Genomic DNA, 16907 nt, shown 5'->3' on the forward strand with positions numbered 1-16907 from the left:
CGCAGGGATTTCTTTTGTATAATCATGTCGCTTTTAAGCGATCGCATGTCGAATTTATCACGCGCCATACCGCTGAAAGCCAGTAAGTTTATGCCTGAAAAAAGGGAAAAGTCTGTACCAAGGAGAAAGAGATGAGCATACCAAACCATTATTATCAACATAAAACCCAAAAAATCGGGTTTATTTTATTACGCGGTTTCACCATGCTCAGCTTTGCCAGCGTGATTGAAGTAATGCGCATGACCAATTATTTAAGTCAAAATGAACTTTATTCTTGGCATATTTATCAAGATCAGGAAGACATTTGCGCCAGCAACGGTTTACGCTTTGAAAATTCCATCAGCAAAGAAGAATTGTTCGGATGCGATATTGTTTTCGTTTGCGGCGGCATTCACGTGCAAACCGCCACCACCGCATCGATCAAACAATTATTGCAACAGCTGGCGGCACAAGAAAATATCATTCTGGGCGGTTTATGCACCGGCTCCATCGCCTTGGCTCTGGCCAACCTGATGGACGGTTATCACAGCGCCGTGCACTGGGAAAGTTTGCCGGCAGCAAAAGAAGCTTTTTTGAAAGTGAAATTCGGCGAACAACTCTATGTAATCGATAAAGACCGCTATACCTGCTCAGGAGGCACCGCCTCTATCGATATGATGTTGCAGCTTGTCCGCATCCAGCATGGCAAGGCGCTGGCCACTTCGGTATCCCAACAATTCGTGGTCGAGAGAATCCGCGAAGCGTCTACCACCCAATATCTGGTTTATACGGAAAACATGGGGCCGGGCTATGAATATGTGCGTGCCGCTATTGAACTGATGCAGGCAAATCTCGATGAAATCTTATCGATGCAGGAAATCGCCAATTTGATTCCGCTCTCTTTGCGCCAAATGGAGCGTTTGTTTAAACGTTATTGCCATGTTTCACCGGCTCAATATTATTTGCGCCTGCGTTTGCAGCGCGCCAAAGAATTGTTGGCACAAACCAGCATGAGCATCATGCAAGTAACGGTTGCCTGCGGCTTTTCGACTTCATCGCACTTTTCCAAAGCCTTCCGCAACTATTACGGCTACTCTCCGCGTGAACAACGCAAACCCACCGACCCTTCGCTGACTTATAAAGTAGCGGGCTCAGGCGGCGTAATCAGCAATCTTTAACAGGCACAGTGAATCTGACAATATCTAAAATCGGCAATAAAAAGGCTGCATCCTTATCGGATACAGCCTTTTTCATCCAACCTCAAATTTCACAACTAAAGATTAATCGGATTTAACCGTATTTGCAGGAGGGGCCAGCGGTATACCATGCTCATCCAGCAATAAATCTTCTTCACGGAAATTCGGATCGTTAATCTCTTTTTCCAGTTTCTTAATGGCTTTATTCCGAGTTTTCAAGCGTCGGAACAAATTGGCAATCATCAGCAGAATCACAAATGCAAACGGAAACGCACCGATAATAACGCCTGTCTGAACGGTATCGACTACGGCGTTATCGCCCAGCGACAGCAACACAATCGCAACGGTGGCAATCGAGGCTACCAAAACCACGCGGAAGGCCGGGCTCGATTTACGCGGCGCGGATACAAACTCCGACAAAGCGTAAGTACCCGAATCCAGCGAAGTAACATAATAAGTTGCTACCAAAATTGTAGCCACCACCATCAGCAAGCTGCCGCCGAACGGTAACAAATCGAGCATGGCAAACAAACCGCTGGAGCTGTCTGCCTTAATTGCCGCACTAATCAAACCTTTCGACTGTTCATCGTAATACATACCCGCAGAAGCAATGATACCGATCCAGATCATCACGATCGCCGAAGGAATCACCGTTACGCCGATAACGAATTCGCGAATGGTACGGCCGCGCGAAATACGTGCAATAAAACCGGCCACAAACGGGCTGAACGCAATCACCCAGCACCAAATAAAAATCGTCCACCAACCGTTCCAAGAATCTTTCCAAGAGGCCAAGGGCGACATGGTCAATTCAGGGCCGACATAGAAGCTCATGGTAATGAATTGGTCAAAGAATACGCCGGTGGTTTGCACCAAATTACCGAGAATGTAAACCGTCGGGCCAATCACCAATACGCTGAGTACCAGCACAATCGATAAGATGGTATTGGCCTCCGAAACGATTTTCATCCCTTTATCCAAACCGGCAAAGGCGGAAAATGAAGCCAGTACACCAAGCACCGCAATAATCACCACCCAAGTAGTGGTATTGCTGCCCAGCAAGCCCAAGGTCTGCAAACCGGATGAAAACTGGATGGATGCAAACGCAAAGCTGGTTGCCAAACCCAATACGGTCGCAATAATCGCCAGCATTTCAATCACCACGCCGGCCGGCCGCTGGGCCGCTTTGGGCAACAAATCGACGGTTGCCTCACGGAAAGTCAGCGTTTTTCCGAGGTTGTGGTGCGAATAAGCCAAACAGGCCGCAACGACACCGTACATCGCCCAAGCAGTAAAGCCCCAATGGAAATAGCCCCATACAATGCCGCTCTCGCCGGGATTGCTGTTAATCGGCAAAATACCCGCATCATTTTTCAACATGATAGGCTCGGCCAGCGACCAGAAAATCAGGCCGATACCCTGCCCGCAGGCAAACAGCATCGAATACCAAGCAAAATTTGAAAACTCCGGTGCCGCCTTCGGCCCGCCGAGACGCACTTTGCCCAACTTGGAAAAGGTCAGCCAAATACACATGCCAACCGATACCAAGGAATAAAGAATAATAAACCAAGCCCAACCGCTGGTGATTTTCGTGCGCAGGTATTGGATGATGTCGGAAACGCCGGTCGGATTCATAATCACCGCAGCCACCACCAGAATAATCAATATCGGCGGCAACACTTTGATAATCAGAGAATCCAGCGGCGGAATCACCGTACCCCGGAACCGGGGTAAGCTGGTTTGTATTTTTTGATCAGGCGGCATTGATTCTTTCTGATTTTGATCTTTGTTTGACGGGGTTGTCATTTCTTTTGCTCCATTTTTTGTGGTCCGGTATAAAAAATTCAAACAGATAATCCGATTTAAATTCCCCTTAACCATCCAAATATCGTCTACTTCATCTGCCCTTGATTAACTCTGAAGGTTTTATTCTCGGTAAATACTCTATTTTTCTTTTAAGACTTTAAACCAAAGAGGCCTGTCTGAAAGTTTGTTTCAGACAGGCCTCTTTCTTTCTAAAGCACTTTTCGGCTGTTATCTTTCACGCACAACACCGCCAGCATCGCCACCACCGCTACCGCCATCAAATACCAAGCAGGTGAGATTTTGGAGCCGCTTACACTGATCAGCCAAGTCGCAACCAGCGGCGTGGTACCGCCCATCAAAGCATTTGCGGAGTTAAAACTAAAGGCAAAGCCGGTATAGCGCACATCGGTCGGAAACAGCTCGGACAGAAAAGCAGGCAACGTGCCGTCGTTCACCGACAAAATCGCGCCGAAAATAATCTGAATCAGCAAAATCAAGCCGAAACCGCCCCAGCCGAATGCCATAAACAAAGGCACCGTCAGCACAACAAACAACACCGAGGCAGCAATCAGCATGGCTTTGCGGCCATAACGATCCGACAATTTGCCCATAATGAAAATAAAACCGACATAAGACAACAGCGATACCGATGCCGCAACAAACGATTCGGTTTTACCTACGCTCATATTTTCCGAAAGATATTCCGGCATGTAGCTCAAAATCAGATAAAACGCCACTGCATTCAGACAGGCCACCAAAAAGGCTACCAACAAGGCTTTCGGATGCTCCTTAAACAAGCGCTTAATCGGTACGGATTCGGGATGGGCATTGGCCATGGCCGCCTGGAAAGAAGGTGTTTCTTCCAGCTTCAAACGGATATAGCGTCCCACCAAACCGAACGGTGCGGCCAATAAAAACGGAAGCCGCCACCCCCATTCTTTCAATGCCTCCTCGCTCAGCAAGCCGTATAAGCCTGCCGCCATCAGTGAGCCCAGCAACAAACCTGCCGCAGTGGAAGCCGGAATCAGCGCAGTATAAAAACCACGCTTTTCGGGCGGCGCATATTCGGCCAGGAAAGTTGCCCCGCCGGCATATTCGCCTGAAGCGGAAAAACCCTGCGCCAACCTCAGCAATAGCAGCAACACCGGTGCCGCAAGACCGATAGTGGCATACCCGGGCAACAAAGCGATCAAAAACGTCGCTACCGTCATAATCAGGATCGACCACGACAAAGCCGGACGCCGCCCGTATCGGTCACCGATATAACCCCAGAAAATACCGCCCAAAGGACGAACAATGAAAGATGCGGCAAATACGGCGTATGTAGACATCAAAGCCGTGGTTCTGTCGCTCTCCGGAAAAAATACCATTGCAATGGTTGCCGCTAAATAGCCGTAAGCACCGTAATCGAACCATTCTACAAAGTTACCGATGAATGTTGCCTTGGCGGCACGGTTTAAATCGCCATTATCTTGTTGCTGCGTGTGATGCGAAGAAGTTCCTGAAGCGCCAACGATTGTTGTCATGATCAAGCTCCTTTTTTCTATCCGTATCAGAATAAGTATGAGGTCTTTGCAAAATTCAGAGCTTCATTAAAAGCCCCGGATAACTTGGGTTATTTTGCAAAGACCTCCTTATTTCAATGGTATTCCGTCAGTTGGGTTCAGCCTGCGGAGATGATATTGTGCTCCGGACCGTACGGGAACTTGGTGATGTTCTCAGCGCCGCCTTCTTTAACCACCAAGATATCGTGTTCGCGATAACCGCCGGCACCCGGCATACCTTCCGGCAGCATAATCATCGGTTCGATGGAGATCACCATGCCCGGCTCCAGAACGGTATCGATGTCCTCGCGCAACTCCAAACCGGCTTCGCGGCCGTAGTAGTGCGACAACACGCCGAAAGAGTGGCCGTAACCGAAAGTACGGTATTTCAGCAAATCATATTCTTCGTAGATTTTGTTCAGTTCGTGGGCGATTTCGCAGCAGCGGATACCCGGTTTTACCAAAGCCAAACCGGCTTCGTGAACTTTCACATTGACTTCCCACAATTTCAGAGAGGCATCATCCACATGATCGTAGAACATGGTGCGTTCCAGCGCGGTGTAGTAACCGGAAATCATAGAGAAACAGTTCAGGCTCAGAATATCGCCTTTTTGCACCTTGCGGCTGGTTACCGGATTGTGCGCACCATCGGTATTGATGCCTGATTGGAACCAAGTCCAAGTATCCATCAGTTCGCTGTCCGGATAACGGCGGGCAATTTCGCGAATCATTGCTTGAGTGGAAGCCAGCGCCACCTCGTATTCCGGGATACCTTCGGTTACCGCATCGCGCAGCGCGAAACCGCCGATATCACACACATTGGCACCGTTTTTAATAAACTCGATTTCTTCGGCCGATTTCACCATACGCATGCGCATACAGGCAGCACTGATGTCGACAAACTCCACATCCGGCAGCGCCGCTTTCAATTTTTCCAAGCGCTCCAGCGGCAGATGGTCCATTTCAACCCCGATGCGGCCTTTTTTCGGCAATTCCTGCGCACAGGCTTTGAAATAATTGTCGCGTTGCCAGTCGGTATACACCACATTGTAATCACCTACCGTACGACGCCACGGTTGGCCGCCGTCGATGTTGGCGGAAATGGAAACCACTTTGTCCTGAGTAACCACCAAGCCGTAGAAACGGCCGAACGAGCAATACAAAAAGTCGGAGTAGTAGTTAATATTGTGATAAGAGGAGAACAGCACGCCGTCGATTTGCATCTCCGCCATTTTCTGGCGAAGCAGGCTTTGCCGGCGTTGGTATTCAGCCAAGCTGAAGGTGGATTTGACTTTTTCACCGTTCTCAATGGTAATCAAGCTGGGCATTTGCATCGGGTTTGAGGACATCTTTATTTCTCCTGATTAGATTCGAATATCAACTTTAATTTTGAAGCCACAATTGACAATACTTCATGATTTAAGCATTATCTGTTGCACATCATAATAAAACACAGTCGACCGAAAATATGCTTAATACGACATATTCTTGTCACGCTTAGTGACAAGCAAACAGGAGAATAAAATGACGATGCCTGCAACCAAGCATCAGATTGGTTTTGTTTTACTTGAAGGTTTTTCCATGATTGCCTTCTCCAACGCCATTGAAGCCTTCCGTATGGCCAATTACGTCAGCAATCAGGATTTGTACCATTTCTCAGTTACCGGCCTGACCGGCGCCCACACCTCGGCCAGCAACCATATTTCCGTCAACCACACCGCCCAAATGTCGGATTTGCTGCGGTGCGACTTAATCTTCGTTTGCGGCGGATTTGATTTGAACAAACTGAAAAATTCCGGTTTGCGCACTTGGCTGCAACGTTATGCGCAAAAAGGCGCAGCCTTGGGCGGCGTATGCACCGGTGCGTTTGCACTGGCCGATGCCGGCCTCTTGAACGATTACCGCGCCAGCATCCATTGGGAAAATATGCTGGCGGCCAAAGAAACCTTCCCGCAAACCCACTTCAACACCTCGATCTACACCATAGACCGCAACCGCTATACCTGCTCGGGCGGCACAGCGGCGCTGGATTTATGCATTAATATCATCCGCCTGAATTATGACCGCAAGCTTTCCGAATCGGTGGCCGAACAATTCACACTCTCGACCTTGCGCGGCGAAGACGAACCACAGCATATCCCCTTATCCGCCCAATTAAACTCCGGCTACAACTATGTGGTGGAAGCCTTGGTATTGATGGACAAAAACCTCGAAGAGCCGCTGCCGATTCACGAAATTGCCCAATTATTAGGCATATCCGTACGCCAACTCGAACGTTGGTTCAACAGCTATTTCAACAAACCGCCGCAACTGTATTACATCGAAGTGCGCCTGCTGCACGCCAAGCGTTTGCTGAAACAAACCAACAAATCGATTATGGACGTCGCCCTCGCTTGCGGCTTCTCCAATCCCTCCAGCTTCAGCAAAGCCTACCGCAGCCAATTCAGCTTAACGCCGTCGCAAACCCGTAAACAAACCATGGCCTCGGCCGGCTGAATGCCTGAGAGCTTTGCAAAATTCTTTTCGATACCTGAAAACACGTGCGTCATGCTCGGGCTTGACCCGAGCATCTGGTTGTTTAAGGAGAACGAACAGATACTCGGGTCAAGCTCAAGCATGACGAAATATTAATCAACTCAGGATTAAAACGGCTTTTTGCAAAAGTCTCTGCCTGTCTGAAACTTTTGAAAGTCTCATTACGCAATAAAACGGAAAAGGCGTTCAAAATTTTCAGACAGGCATTTCCCCGCCGCATACAAAAAAACTGCTCCGCCAAATAACGGAGCAGTTTTTATGCCGGAATATTTCAAGCCGGGAATTTCGGCAATACGCGCTTGCCGATGTTCACCAATACATTATCGACAATCAGCTTGCCTTTGGCCGCCGTACTGGAGCGCGAGGTGCTCAAACAACCCGATGCGGGTACCATGCCTTCCAACGGTGGATAACTGTGGAAACTCAACACCTCTTCCACCTTATCGTTGGGAATCTTATCTTCCTGTACCAAATGCGGATAAAAATGCATCATCAGCGAAGTTTCGGTAATCGCCGCATGTTCCAGCGCCCAGCCGGGGAAAGGAATGCTGTCGAACACCTGTTCCACAATCTGCTGATCCAGATTATCCCACCAGTTCACGATGAAGGTGCGCACGTTCACATCCCGCTCTTTGGCCGCCAAATCGGCGCCTTCCAATACGAACGCTTCGTTTTCGTAGTGACAGTTGAAAATCATGATTTTCTTCCAGCCGTCGCGGGCGAACTCCACCACGATGTCTTTCACCAGATTAATCAGCGTGGTGCCGTTCAAATCAATGGTGCCGGGGAAGAAAGGGCCGCCGCCGCTCATCGGCAAGGATTTGTAACCGTAATTGATGGTGGGCGCAACCACCGCACCGATTTGTTCGGCCAGCGCACGCGCAAACGATGTCGCCAACATCGCATCGACACCCAACGGCAAATGCGGGCCGTGCTGCTCGGTGGCACCGATGGGAATAATCAGAATTTTGTTTTGGTCTATCTGATCTTTATATTGAAACCAAGATAATTCTTCAATTAAATATGACATCTACTTCTCCTCATGATTATCGGTGCTCTGCGGTCGGCCAGTTGATGTACGTCCTCTGCGGCTGTTTGCAATCGGACGGTCAGGTTGAAAAAGAATCTGCCTTTCAAAAATTGCAACTTCATATAACCAAAGCGCAGTTTCCAAAGCGGCAGACAAGAACGAAGAGTTTAAAAACAATACAACCGTCATCAACACGGATAAAGCGATATTATGCAGTAAGCCCCCGTTAAAATACCCATTATGCGAACTATTTCGTTCCAAATACGACAAAGTCGTTTGTCTTTTTGATTGTTTTTCAGCAGTTTTTATGATGGAACAGGCCATTCAAATCAAAACGGTGATACCGTTTTTTAACGAAAAATGCCTGTCTGAAAACTTTCAGACAGGCATTTAAGCTATTATCGAAGCCCCAGAATGAATGCCGGCGGGTTGAAATTTTCCCGCCATACCCATTGCGCAAGGTAACGGTGTTGATAAATAAACGCCAACACGGCATTATTAGGCCGTATCCAATCACTTTTACCAGCAAAACCACCCCGTATGCCTGTCTGAAACGGAAAAACGATGAACACATCTCCTTTGCTCCAAGTTAAAGACTTAGAGGTCACCTTCCACACCGAAGACGGCGACATCACCGCCGTCAACCGGCTCAATTTCGATTTGTACGCCGGCGAAACACTGGGCATCGTCGGCGAATCGGGTTCCGGAAAATCGCAAACTGCCTTTGCCATCATGGGCTTATTGGCCAAAAACGGCAAAGCGCGCGGTTCTGCACTGTTTGATGGCCGCGAGATTTTAGGCCTGTCTGAAAAAAGATTAAACGCCATCAGGGCCAAAGAAATCGCCATGATTTTCCAAGACCCGATGACCTCGCTCAATCCTTATATGAAAGTCGGCGACCAGCTGGCCGAAGTCTTGATGCTGCATAAAGGCATGGGCAAACGCGAGGCTTGGAGCGAAGCGCAAAAAATGCTCGATGCGGTTAAAATCCCCGAAGCGAAAAAGCGTATCGGCATGTATCCGCACGAATTTTCCGGCGGTATGCGCCAACGCGTGATGATTGCGATGGCCTTGCTGTGCCGCCCGAAACTTTTGATTGCCGACGAGCCGACCACGGCGCTGGACGTTACCGTACAAGCGCAAATCATGGCGCTGTTAAACGAACTCAAACGCGATTTCGGCACCACCATCATCATGATTACCCACGATTTGGGCGTGGTGGCCGGCATTTGCGACCGCGTGCTGGTGATGTATGCCGGACGTACCATGGAATACGGAGCGGTAGACGATATTTTCTACCGCCCCACCCATCCTTATACCATCGGCCTGCTTGGCGCCATTCCCCGCTTGGACGACAAGCAAGAGATGCTGGCCACCATTCCCGGCAATCCGCCCAATCTGGTACGGCTGCCGGCCGGCTGCCCTTTCCAAGAACGCTGTCCGTATGTGCACGAAGAATGCCGTCAACACGCCCCCGCTCTGCAAACCAACGCCAACGGCGGCCTGCGCGCCTGTTTCTGGCAACCACAAGGAGATGCGGCATGAGCCTGTTAAGCGTAAAAGATTTGCAAGTCGAATTCAAAATCCGCGATGCGCAAAGCTGGTTCTGGCAACCCGCCGCCACTTTGAAAGCGGTCAACCGCATTTCCTTCGATTTACAGCCTAGCGAAACACTGGGCATCGTCGGCGAATCCGGCTGCGGCAAATCCACCCTCGCACGCGCCATCATCGGCTTGGCACCCATCCAAAGCGGCAGTATTTTATGGAACGGCGAAGAGCTGGCAGGCCTGTCTGAAAAAGAGATGCGCCTCAAGCGCAAAGACATCCAAATGATTTTTCAGGATCCGCTCGCCTCGCTCAACCCGCGCATGACCATAGGCGAAATTATTGCCGAACCGCTGCGTACCTTTCACCCGCAAATCGGCAAAGTCGAAACCGAAGCGCGGGTAAAAGCCATGATGCAGAAAGTCGGTCTGCTGCCCAACCAGATCAACCGCTATCCGCACGAATTTTCCGGCGGCCAATGCCAGCGCATCGGCATCGCCCGCGCACTGATCGTCGAACCTAAATTGATTATCTGCGACGAACCGGTATCCGCCTTGGATGTCTCCATTCAGGCGCAAGTTGTCAACCTATTGAAGCAGATACAAAAAGAAATGGGTTTGGCGCTGATTTTCATTGCCCATGATTTATCGGTGGTCAAACACATTTCCGACCGCGTATTGGTGATGTACTTGGGCCACGCGGTGGAACTTGGGGATTACGATGAAATTTACGCTACGCCCGCCCACCCCTACACCCGGGCGTTGATGTCGGCCGTACCGCTGCCCGATCCTGAGGCCGAACGCAACAAAACCATCCAACTGCTTGCCGGCGATCTGCCTAGCCCGATCCATCCGCCCTCCGGCTGCGTATTCCGTACCCGCTGTCCGCAAGCCGATAGCGCTTGTGCCGAGGCCAAACCTGCGCTGTCCGGCAACATCCGGCATCAGGTGGCCTGTCTGAAAAACAGCGTAGCCGCCCTATAAACCGATACAGCCGGATTAAGCATTCAGACAGGCCTATCAGCAAGAAACACTTAACCCAAACAGGAGCCAGTATATGCAAACCATCAAAGCCGCTACCATACAAATGGTTTCCTCTACACGCCCTTCTGACAACATCGCCACCATGCAACGCTTGGTAGCCGAAGCCGCCGCCCAAGGTGCGCAATGGGTATTGCTGCCCGAATACTGGCCGATTATGGGCGTTTCCGATACCGATAAAATCGCCCATGCCGAACCCTTCGGCAGCGGCGTTTTGCAGCAAGCGCTCAGCGACACCGCCCGCCGGCACCAAATTACCTTGTTCGGCGGCACCGTTCCGCTGCAAAGCGACAACCCCGATAAAGTGCTGAACACCTTATTGGTATACGATTCCGAAGGCAACTGCCGCGCCCGCTACGACAAAATGCACTTATTCGGCTATTCCGGCTTGGGCGAACACTATTCCGAAGCCGATACCATCCAGCCCGGCGGCACCGTTCCCCATTTCGAAATGAACGGCTGGGGCATCGCCCAAGGCGTGTGCTACGATTTGCGCTTTCCCGAATTTTTCCGTGCCCAAAGCCCTTTTGACGTACTGATGCTGCCGGCCGCCTTTACCTATAACACCGGCAAGGCACACTGGGAATTGCTGCTGCGCACCCGCGCGGTGGAAAACCAATGCTATGTCATCGCCTCCGGCCAAGGCGGCACCCACGAAAGCGGGCGGCGCACTTACGGCCACAGCATGATCATCGATCCTTGGGGCGACATCTTGGCCGTACTGCCCGAAGGCGAAGGCGTGTTGTTGGCCGAACTGAATCCTGCCCGCCTCGCCAGCGTACGCAGCCGCCTGCCGGCTTTGCAACACCGTTTATTGTGAACAGTAAGCAAAACTCATCACCATCGTTAACCGTTTGTTTAGTCACACCCCCGCCAATTTCGGGCTTGACCTTAGGGGCTGTCGACAATTAACCGGCGAAGCGGTTTTTTGAGGCAAAAACCGCGTATGCAAGGCAAAAAGCGCAGCAAGATTGAACATCTTGCGAGCATTTTTAACGCCGCAGACGGGGGATTTTGACCAAAAATACCGCCGTTGCGTTAATTGTCGGCAGCCCCTAAGTATCTTGAGCTCCAGTAAATCTTGTGATACCCGGTTCAAGCCCAAGTGTGACGTATTATTTTCAGACAGGCATTGGCCATGCCGCCCAAACTATTCGGTTCCGAACCGGCCAACCCTTATCCTTCACTATGCCGCAGAAAGGAGAACCACCATGCCGTTGATTGCCGCCGATAACCATTTGCTACTATGGGCGTTTATCATGCTCGCCGCCGCTGCGGCGATCGTTATCGAGCAAAACGTGCGCTGGGCGGCAAAAGTGCCCGGTGCCGTAATTGCGCTGCTGATTGCGCTCGCCGCTTCCAACCTCGGCCTGATCCCCACGGAATCACCCGTTTACGATGCGGTGTGGGGCTATATCGTGCCGCTGGCGATTCCCCTGCTGCTGTTCCAACTGGATCTGCATTCCGTGTTGAAAGAAAGCGGCCGGCTGCTGCTGATTTTCCTGATCAGCTCCGTCGGCACCGTGTTGGGCGTGTTGTTGGGCTTTGCCATGCTGCGCCGCCATATTCCCGAGTTGGATAAAATTTCCGGCATGATCGCTGCTTCTTATACCGGCGGCGGGGTCAATTTCGCCGCCATGACCGCAAAACTCGAACCCAGCCAAAGCATCACCGCCGCCACCATCGTGGCCGACAACCTGATGATGGCCTGTTATTTCTTTATTCTGATGACGCTGCCCGCCCTGCCTGCCGTGCGCCGGTTTTGGGGCAGCCCGCATCAGGATGCACTTGAAAACAGCAATAAGGGCTCAAACCAAAACCAAGCCGCCGCTTATTGGCAGCCGAAAGCCATGTCGCTGCAAAGCATCGCTTTGTCTTTGGGTGCGTCGATACTGTTGGTGGCGGTGTCGTTCACTGCTTCCAAATGGCTGAAAACCGTGTTGGGCGGCAGCGAACATATCGTATTGGATATGCTGATCGGCTTGGTAACGGACAAATACCTCTTGCTCACCACCCTCACCTTCGCCGTTATTGTGTTCTGCCGCAAAGGCGTAGCCAAACTCAGCGGCAGCCAAGAGCTCGGCACCTACTGCATCTATCTGTTTTTCGTTGTTATCGGCATTCCCGCGTCGATTCCGCTGATTATCCAAAGTGCACCGCTGCTGTTTGTATTCACCCTTACCGTGGCGCTGACCAATCTGCTGGTTACCCTCTTGGCGGGCAAGCTGTTGAAATTCGGCATCGAAGAAATCATGCTCGCCTGCAACGCCAATATCGGCGGCCCCACCACCGCCGCCGCGCTGGCCATCGGCAAAGGCTGGCGCACACTGGTGGGGCCGATTTTGGTAATCGGCACGGTGGGTTACATCATCGGCAACTACATCGGCACGATGGTGTATGCGCTGGTGGGCAATATGTAGCAACAAAGGCCTAGGAGCTGTTGGAAATTGGCCGGCGAAGCGGTTTTTTGAGGGAAAATCCGCAGCAAGCTCCTAACATTAACTCTGATGAAAAATGCCTGTCTGAAAGCTTTGGCTTCGCCAAAATGCGCAAGCTTGTTTTCAGACAGGCATTTTCTAGGGCATGTATGCAACAGCCCCTAAGGCAGCATCGGACGCTTTTCCGTTAAATACCGCCAATAACGTTGCGGCATCATTTGCCGGTGTTGGCGCAGGTTGATGCGCGAAGTGATGGTGGTGCTTTTGAAATAGCGTTGCCACAGTTTCTGATAATACTGCTCACGCTCGGACAAAGCGGCATGTTCGCCGGAAATATCTAAATCATGAATTCGATATAGCTCGGTTTTATCAAAATACACGCCATAATTGCGACCGATGTCGAAAATCAGCCATTGCTGGTCGGCGTAACGGTTACGGAAAAAGCGCGTAATCAGCGGCAATATGTCAAACTGAGGTTCGATGCAGGCGATGTAGGTCGGTTCGGTTTGATCGTGAACATGATATTCTTCAAAACGGACAAAAGCCTCCATGTGGTGTTTTTCACGGCCGACGGTTTTCACCCATTGTGCCCACTGCATCACATCCGGATGGCCATAGTCACTGAGAATATTCGGTTTATCCGGCTGCGCCAAAGCAAGGCGGACGATGCGCAAGAAAGTGTCGGGCATATCTTTGTCGTCAATGAGAAAACCGTAAATCAATGTTTGGATGCCACGCCTGCCCAATTGGCGTTGCAAGCGCTCAAGCACGCGGGTGGCGTGTTCGGCGCTGCTGCTTACGGAAATCGTGCTGCCAAACAAATCGCCGTCATTCGGATCGGCACTGATGTGCACGCACTCGGGCGGATATTTGTTGGCATATACCGCAAATACCGCGCTGAGCAAGCCGTCGAAGCTACCGTCGTAAATTAAGGTGTATTGCTCGGGTGTGCTCATAATTTTCGGGTTTGTCGCCTATTGCCGGAAAAGCTTAGTTGAATGAGAAGAAAGGCTTACTTTTATTTGTTTGCTTATCCAAACAAATCACCTTGCACGGTGTCGCTTTGCATAAATTTGGAACGCGTCTGCTGCAACAGTAAATTCGGCAGGTTCGGGCTGTCGATTAAGGAAGCGTAACGGTTGGGTTCGGGCAAGGTGATGAAATAACGTGCGCGGTTGAGAGCAATGCCCATTTTCACCAACTGCGCCCAAGTGAGCATGCGGAAGCGGCGCGCCTGCACAATGCGTTTGGCCGATTTCACACCGATACCGGGTACGCGCAAAATCATTTCCAGCGGCGCATGCTGCAAGGCCACCGGGAAATAGGCACGGTGGCGTAGCGCCCATGCCAGTTTCGGATCGAAATCCAAATCGAGAAACGGCTGGTCGCGATCAAGAATTTCATGCTCGGCAAAGCCGTAAAAACGCATCAGCCAATCGGCCTGATACAGGCGGTTTTCCCGCCGCAACGGAACTTGCGCCGATAAAGGCGGCAGGCGGCTGTCTTCCAGCACCGGCACATAGCCCGAGTAATACACGCGTTTGAGGCCGTAGTTTTGATAAAACCGGCTGGCGGCGTGAATGATTTGGCGGTCGTTTTCACCGCTGGCACCGATGATAAGCTGCGTACTTTGCCCCGCCGGTGCGAATTTCGGTGTAGATTTGATGGTCTTGCGGCTATCGGCGGTAGCGGCGATTTCATGTTTGACAAACAACATGGGCCGGGTGATATCGGCATGTTTTTTCTCGGGCGCAAGCCGCTCCAAGCCCGATATGGTGGGAATTTCCATATTGATACTCAGTCGGTCGGCATAGCGTCCGGCCTCCTGAAGGATTTCCTCTGAAGCTTTGGGAATGGCCTTAAGGTGGATATAACCGTTGAATCGGTGTTCAGTACGCAGTTTTTTGGCAATACGCACCAAGCGTTCCATGGTGTAGTCGGCGTTTTTGAAAATACCCGAACTCAGAAAAAGCCCTTCGATATAATTGCGCCGGTAAAAACTGATGGTTAAATCAACCACCTCTTCAACGGTAAACGCAGCGCGCGGCACGTCATTGCTGCGACGCGATACGCAATAAGCGCAATCATAAATACAATGGTTGGTCAGCAGGATTTTTAAAAGCGATACGCAGCGGCCATCTTCGGTAAAGCTGTGGCAAATTCCGGCGCGCGACGAGTTGCCCAAGCCGCCGTTGTTTTTGCGCGAACCTCCGCTGGATGAACAAGAAACATCATATTTGGCCGCGTCCGCCAAAATCGCCAGCTTGCGGTTGATTTTATCGTAATCCATATTCAATATTAGAGCCTTTTGGCATGAAATCGACCGTATCAGATACCACCGTTTTTTTTTGCTTAAACACTTTTTCTACCCGCATATGTTCTGCGGTGTTTTTTCGGCAGTAGTATTCTACTTTAACTATTTTTTTCTGCCTTGCCAATCATCCGTCATCAGGAACATTTTGCTGCTATTTTACCTTTGGATTTGCCAATAGCTTAGGTCGTATTAATTTTAAAACGTATCAAGACTGCTTTTCTCAAACACAGGCCGTCTGAAAGCAAACGGCGCAGCTTCTGCGCAGCCAAAACTTTCAGACGGCCTCAAGCCTTTCAAACGGCCGACTTCAGCAACCAGTTTTTCACCGTTTGCACCGCCGCGCCAACCTGCCGTTTGTCGGGCATACACACATAATAAAACTGGCCGTGCAAAACCGGCTCTGTAACCACTTCCAACAAATTCAAACGCAATTCTTCGGCCAGCAGCGGCAGGCCGAGCAAGGCCACGCCATGCCCGGCCACCGCTGCCTGCACGGCATGCGTGCCGTCGGAATAACGGGTACCGTGACGGAACAGCGCCGGCGGCAATCCCGCCTGCTCCGCCCATGCCGGCCAATCGAACACCTGCTGCTGCGGCAGATACCAGTTTAGGTGGATTAACGGCCATTGCGCGGCATCTGCTGGCAATTTCCGTTTCAGCCACGGCGCAGCCACCGGTGCGAAGCATTCCTGAAACAACGGCTCGGCCGTTGCACCTGCAAACGTGCCGCTGCCGTAGCGTACGGCCAAATCCGCCGCGCCGCCGTTCAAATCTGCCGCAGCATATGAAGCGTGAACATGCAAATCGATGCCCGGGCAAGCCGTCTGAAAATCCGCCAGCTTCGGCACCAGCCATTTGGCGGCGAATTCAGGCGTTACCGACACCGTTACTTTGGTACGGCCGACGTTGCGGATGCGCTCGATGGCGGCGGAAATACCGTCCAAACCCTCCGTTACCGCCGCCAGCAGCAGCTCTCCTTCGGCAGTCAACGCCACTGCGCGCACCTTGCGCACAAACAGCGCGCACCCCAAAGCCTCTTCCAGCGCACGGATACGGTGGCTGACCGCGGTAGCGCTCACCGATAAGGATTCGGCCGCCGCTTTAAAACTGCCCGAGCGTGCGGCAGCCTCGAATACATAAAGGGCATCGAGCGAAGGTAGGATTCTGGCCATCTATTTGATCAACTTAAGAAAAAGTACACACGTCATACTCGGGCTTGACCCGAGCATCTCAAGTTTCAGACAAGTTCGGGATACTCGGGTCAAGCCCGAGTATGACGGAACTGTTACGAAAATTTAATGGTTCTGCCATCACAACAGATGAATAGAAGTTATTTATCGCTTGAGAATATATCGTTTGTTTGCCTGTTTGGCAAACCGGATAATACCCAAACAATCAAGTTATATTCATCTGAAAGGATTCATCATGACCACCCTGCTCCATCTTGATGCCAGCGCCCGCAGCGGCCTTTCCGGCACCG

13 protein-coding genes are annotated in these 16907 nt (G+C 51.1%); 6 read left to right on the top strand and 7 right to left on the bottom strand.

The window, feature by feature from the left end; translation table 11 throughout:
* Positions 1-131 precede the first annotated feature (131 nt).
* Complete coding sequence (locus tag Q4C79_RS07270) at positions 132-1157, top strand: GlxA family transcriptional regulator (RefSeq protein ID WP_303090354.1); 1026 nt, start codon at positions 132-134, stop codon at positions 1155-1157.
* A gap of 102 nt (positions 1158-1259) precedes the next feature.
* Here the strand turns inward: Q4C79_RS07270 and Q4C79_RS07275 are convergent, their stop codons facing one another.
* From Q4C79_RS07275 to Q4C79_RS07285, 3 genes are all read right to left on the bottom strand, one after another.
* Positions 1260-2939, bottom strand: a complete 1680-nt coding sequence (locus Q4C79_RS07275) for a BCCT family transporter (protein WP_303090355.1) — start codon at positions 2937-2939, stop codon at positions 1260-1262.
* Positions 2940-3190: 251 nt separating this feature from the next.
* Positions 3191-4507: an MFS transporter gene (locus Q4C79_RS07280; RefSeq protein ID WP_303090356.1), complete on the bottom strand. Its 1317-nt coding sequence runs from the start codon at positions 4505-4507 to the stop codon at positions 3191-3193.
* Between the two features lie 137 nt (positions 4508-4644).
* Positions 4645-5874 (bottom strand): M24 family metallopeptidase, encoded by a 1230-nt coding sequence (locus Q4C79_RS07285; RefSeq protein WP_303090357.1) that lies wholly within the window; start codon positions 5872-5874, stop codon positions 4645-4647.
* Positions 5875-6049: 175 nt separating this feature from the next.
* Here Q4C79_RS07285 and Q4C79_RS07290 point away from each other — a divergent pair, with 175 nt between their 5' ends.
* Positions 6050-7021, top strand: a complete 972-nt coding sequence (locus Q4C79_RS07290; RefSeq protein WP_303090358.1) for a GlxA family transcriptional regulator — start codon at positions 6050-6052, stop codon at positions 7019-7021.
* Positions 7022-7331: 310 nt separating this feature from the next.
* Here the strand turns inward: Q4C79_RS07290 and Q4C79_RS07295 are convergent, their stop codons facing one another.
* On the bottom strand, positions 7332-8090 hold the full coding sequence (locus Q4C79_RS07295) for a creatininase (RefSeq protein WP_303090359.1): 759 nt from the start codon (positions 8088-8090) through the stop codon (positions 7332-7334).
* Between the two features lie 564 nt (positions 8091-8654).
* Between Q4C79_RS07295 and oppD the strand changes: the two genes are divergently transcribed.
* From oppD to Q4C79_RS07315, 4 genes are all read left to right on the top strand, one after another.
* A complete protein-coding gene (oppD, locus tag Q4C79_RS07300) occupies positions 8655-9635 on the top strand; it encodes an oligopeptide ABC transporter ATP-binding protein OppD (protein ID WP_303090360.1) in 981 nt (326 codons plus the stop codon).
* Positions 9632-10618: a murein tripeptide/oligopeptide ABC transporter ATP binding protein OppF gene (oppF, locus tag Q4C79_RS07305; protein ID WP_303090361.1), complete on the top strand. Its 987-nt coding sequence runs from the start codon at positions 9632-9634 to the stop codon at positions 10616-10618. The genes oppD and oppF overlap by 4 nt, the downstream gene beginning before the upstream one ends.
* Positions 10619-10691: 73 nt before the next feature.
* Complete coding sequence (locus tag Q4C79_RS07310) at positions 10692-11495, top strand: carbon-nitrogen hydrolase family protein (protein WP_303090362.1); 804 nt, start codon at positions 10692-10694, stop codon at positions 11493-11495.
* 391 nt (positions 11496-11886) lie between these two features.
* The gene (locus tag Q4C79_RS07315) at positions 11887-13095 is read left to right on the top strand and encodes a DUF819 domain-containing protein (protein ID WP_303090363.1); all 1209 of its coding nucleotides are present in this window, start codon (positions 11887-11889) and stop codon (positions 13093-13095) included.
* Positions 13096-13274: 179 nt separating this feature from the next.
* On the opposite strand, the gene Q4C79_RS07320 is transcribed toward Q4C79_RS07315, so the two are convergent.
* The 3 genes from Q4C79_RS07320 to Q4C79_RS07330 form a co-directional block, all read right to left on the bottom strand.
* Entirely contained in the window at positions 13275-14069 is a 795-nt protein-coding gene (locus tag Q4C79_RS07320) for a TIGR03915 family putative DNA repair protein (RefSeq protein ID WP_303090364.1), read from the bottom strand.
* 74 nt (positions 14070-14143) lie between these two features.
* Positions 14144-15403 (bottom strand): putative DNA modification/repair radical SAM protein, encoded by a 1260-nt coding sequence (locus Q4C79_RS07325; RefSeq protein WP_303090365.1) that lies wholly within the window; start codon positions 15401-15403, stop codon positions 14144-14146.
* 317 nt (positions 15404-15720) lie between these two features.
* Complete coding sequence (locus Q4C79_RS07330; protein WP_303090366.1) at positions 15721-16599, bottom strand: LysR substrate-binding domain-containing protein; 879 nt, start codon at positions 16597-16599, stop codon at positions 15721-15723.
* Positions 16600-16907 lie beyond the last annotated feature (308 nt).

Origin of the sequence: Neisseria sp., from assembly GCF_030523955.1 — a bacterium.
In the GTDB taxonomy this organism is placed as follows: domain Bacteria; phylum Pseudomonadota; class Gammaproteobacteria; order Burkholderiales; family Neisseriaceae; genus Neisseria.

Excerpts from the sequence above, each read along its gene's own strand:
- Q4C79_RS07270 (WP_303090354.1), top strand. The coding sequence starts at position 132 with ATGAGCATACCAAACCATTATTATCAACATAAAACCCAAAAAATCGGG.
- Q4C79_RS07275 (WP_303090355.1), bottom strand. The coding sequence starts at position 2,939 with ATGCCGCCTGATCAAAAAATACAAACCAGCTTACCCCGGTTCCGGGGT.
- Q4C79_RS07280 (WP_303090356.1), bottom strand. The coding sequence starts at position 4,507 with ATGACAACAATCGTTGGCGCTTCAGGAACTTCTTCGCATCACACGCAG.
- Q4C79_RS07285 (WP_303090357.1), bottom strand. The coding sequence starts at position 5,874 with ATGTCCTCAAACCCGATGCAAATGCCCAGCTTGATTACCATTGAGAAC.
- Q4C79_RS07290 (WP_303090358.1), top strand. The coding sequence starts at position 6,050 with ATGACGATGCCTGCAACCAAGCATCAGATTGGTTTTGTTTTACTTGAA.
- Q4C79_RS07295 (WP_303090359.1), bottom strand. The coding sequence starts at position 8,090 with ATGTCATATTTAATTGAAGAATTATCTTGGTTTCAATATAAAGATCAG.
- oppD (WP_303090360.1), top strand. The coding sequence starts at position 8,655 with ATGAACACATCTCCTTTGCTCCAAGTTAAAGACTTAGAGGTCACCTTC.
- oppF (WP_303090361.1), top strand. The coding sequence starts at position 9,632 with ATGAGCCTGTTAAGCGTAAAAGATTTGCAAGTCGAATTCAAAATCCGC.
- Q4C79_RS07310 (WP_303090362.1), top strand. The coding sequence starts at position 10,692 with ATGCAAACCATCAAAGCCGCTACCATACAAATGGTTTCCTCTACACGC.
- Q4C79_RS07315 (WP_303090363.1), top strand. The coding sequence starts at position 11,887 with ATGCCGTTGATTGCCGCCGATAACCATTTGCTACTATGGGCGTTTATC.
- Q4C79_RS07320 (WP_303090364.1), bottom strand. The coding sequence starts at position 14,069 with ATGAGCACACCCGAGCAATACACCTTAATTTACGACGGTAGCTTCGAC.
- Q4C79_RS07325 (WP_303090365.1), bottom strand. The coding sequence starts at position 15,403 with ATGGATTACGATAAAATCAACCGCAAGCTGGCGATTTTGGCGGACGCG.
- Q4C79_RS07330 (WP_303090366.1), bottom strand. The coding sequence starts at position 16,599 with ATGGCCAGAATCCTACCTTCGCTCGATGCCCTTTATGTATTCGAGGCT.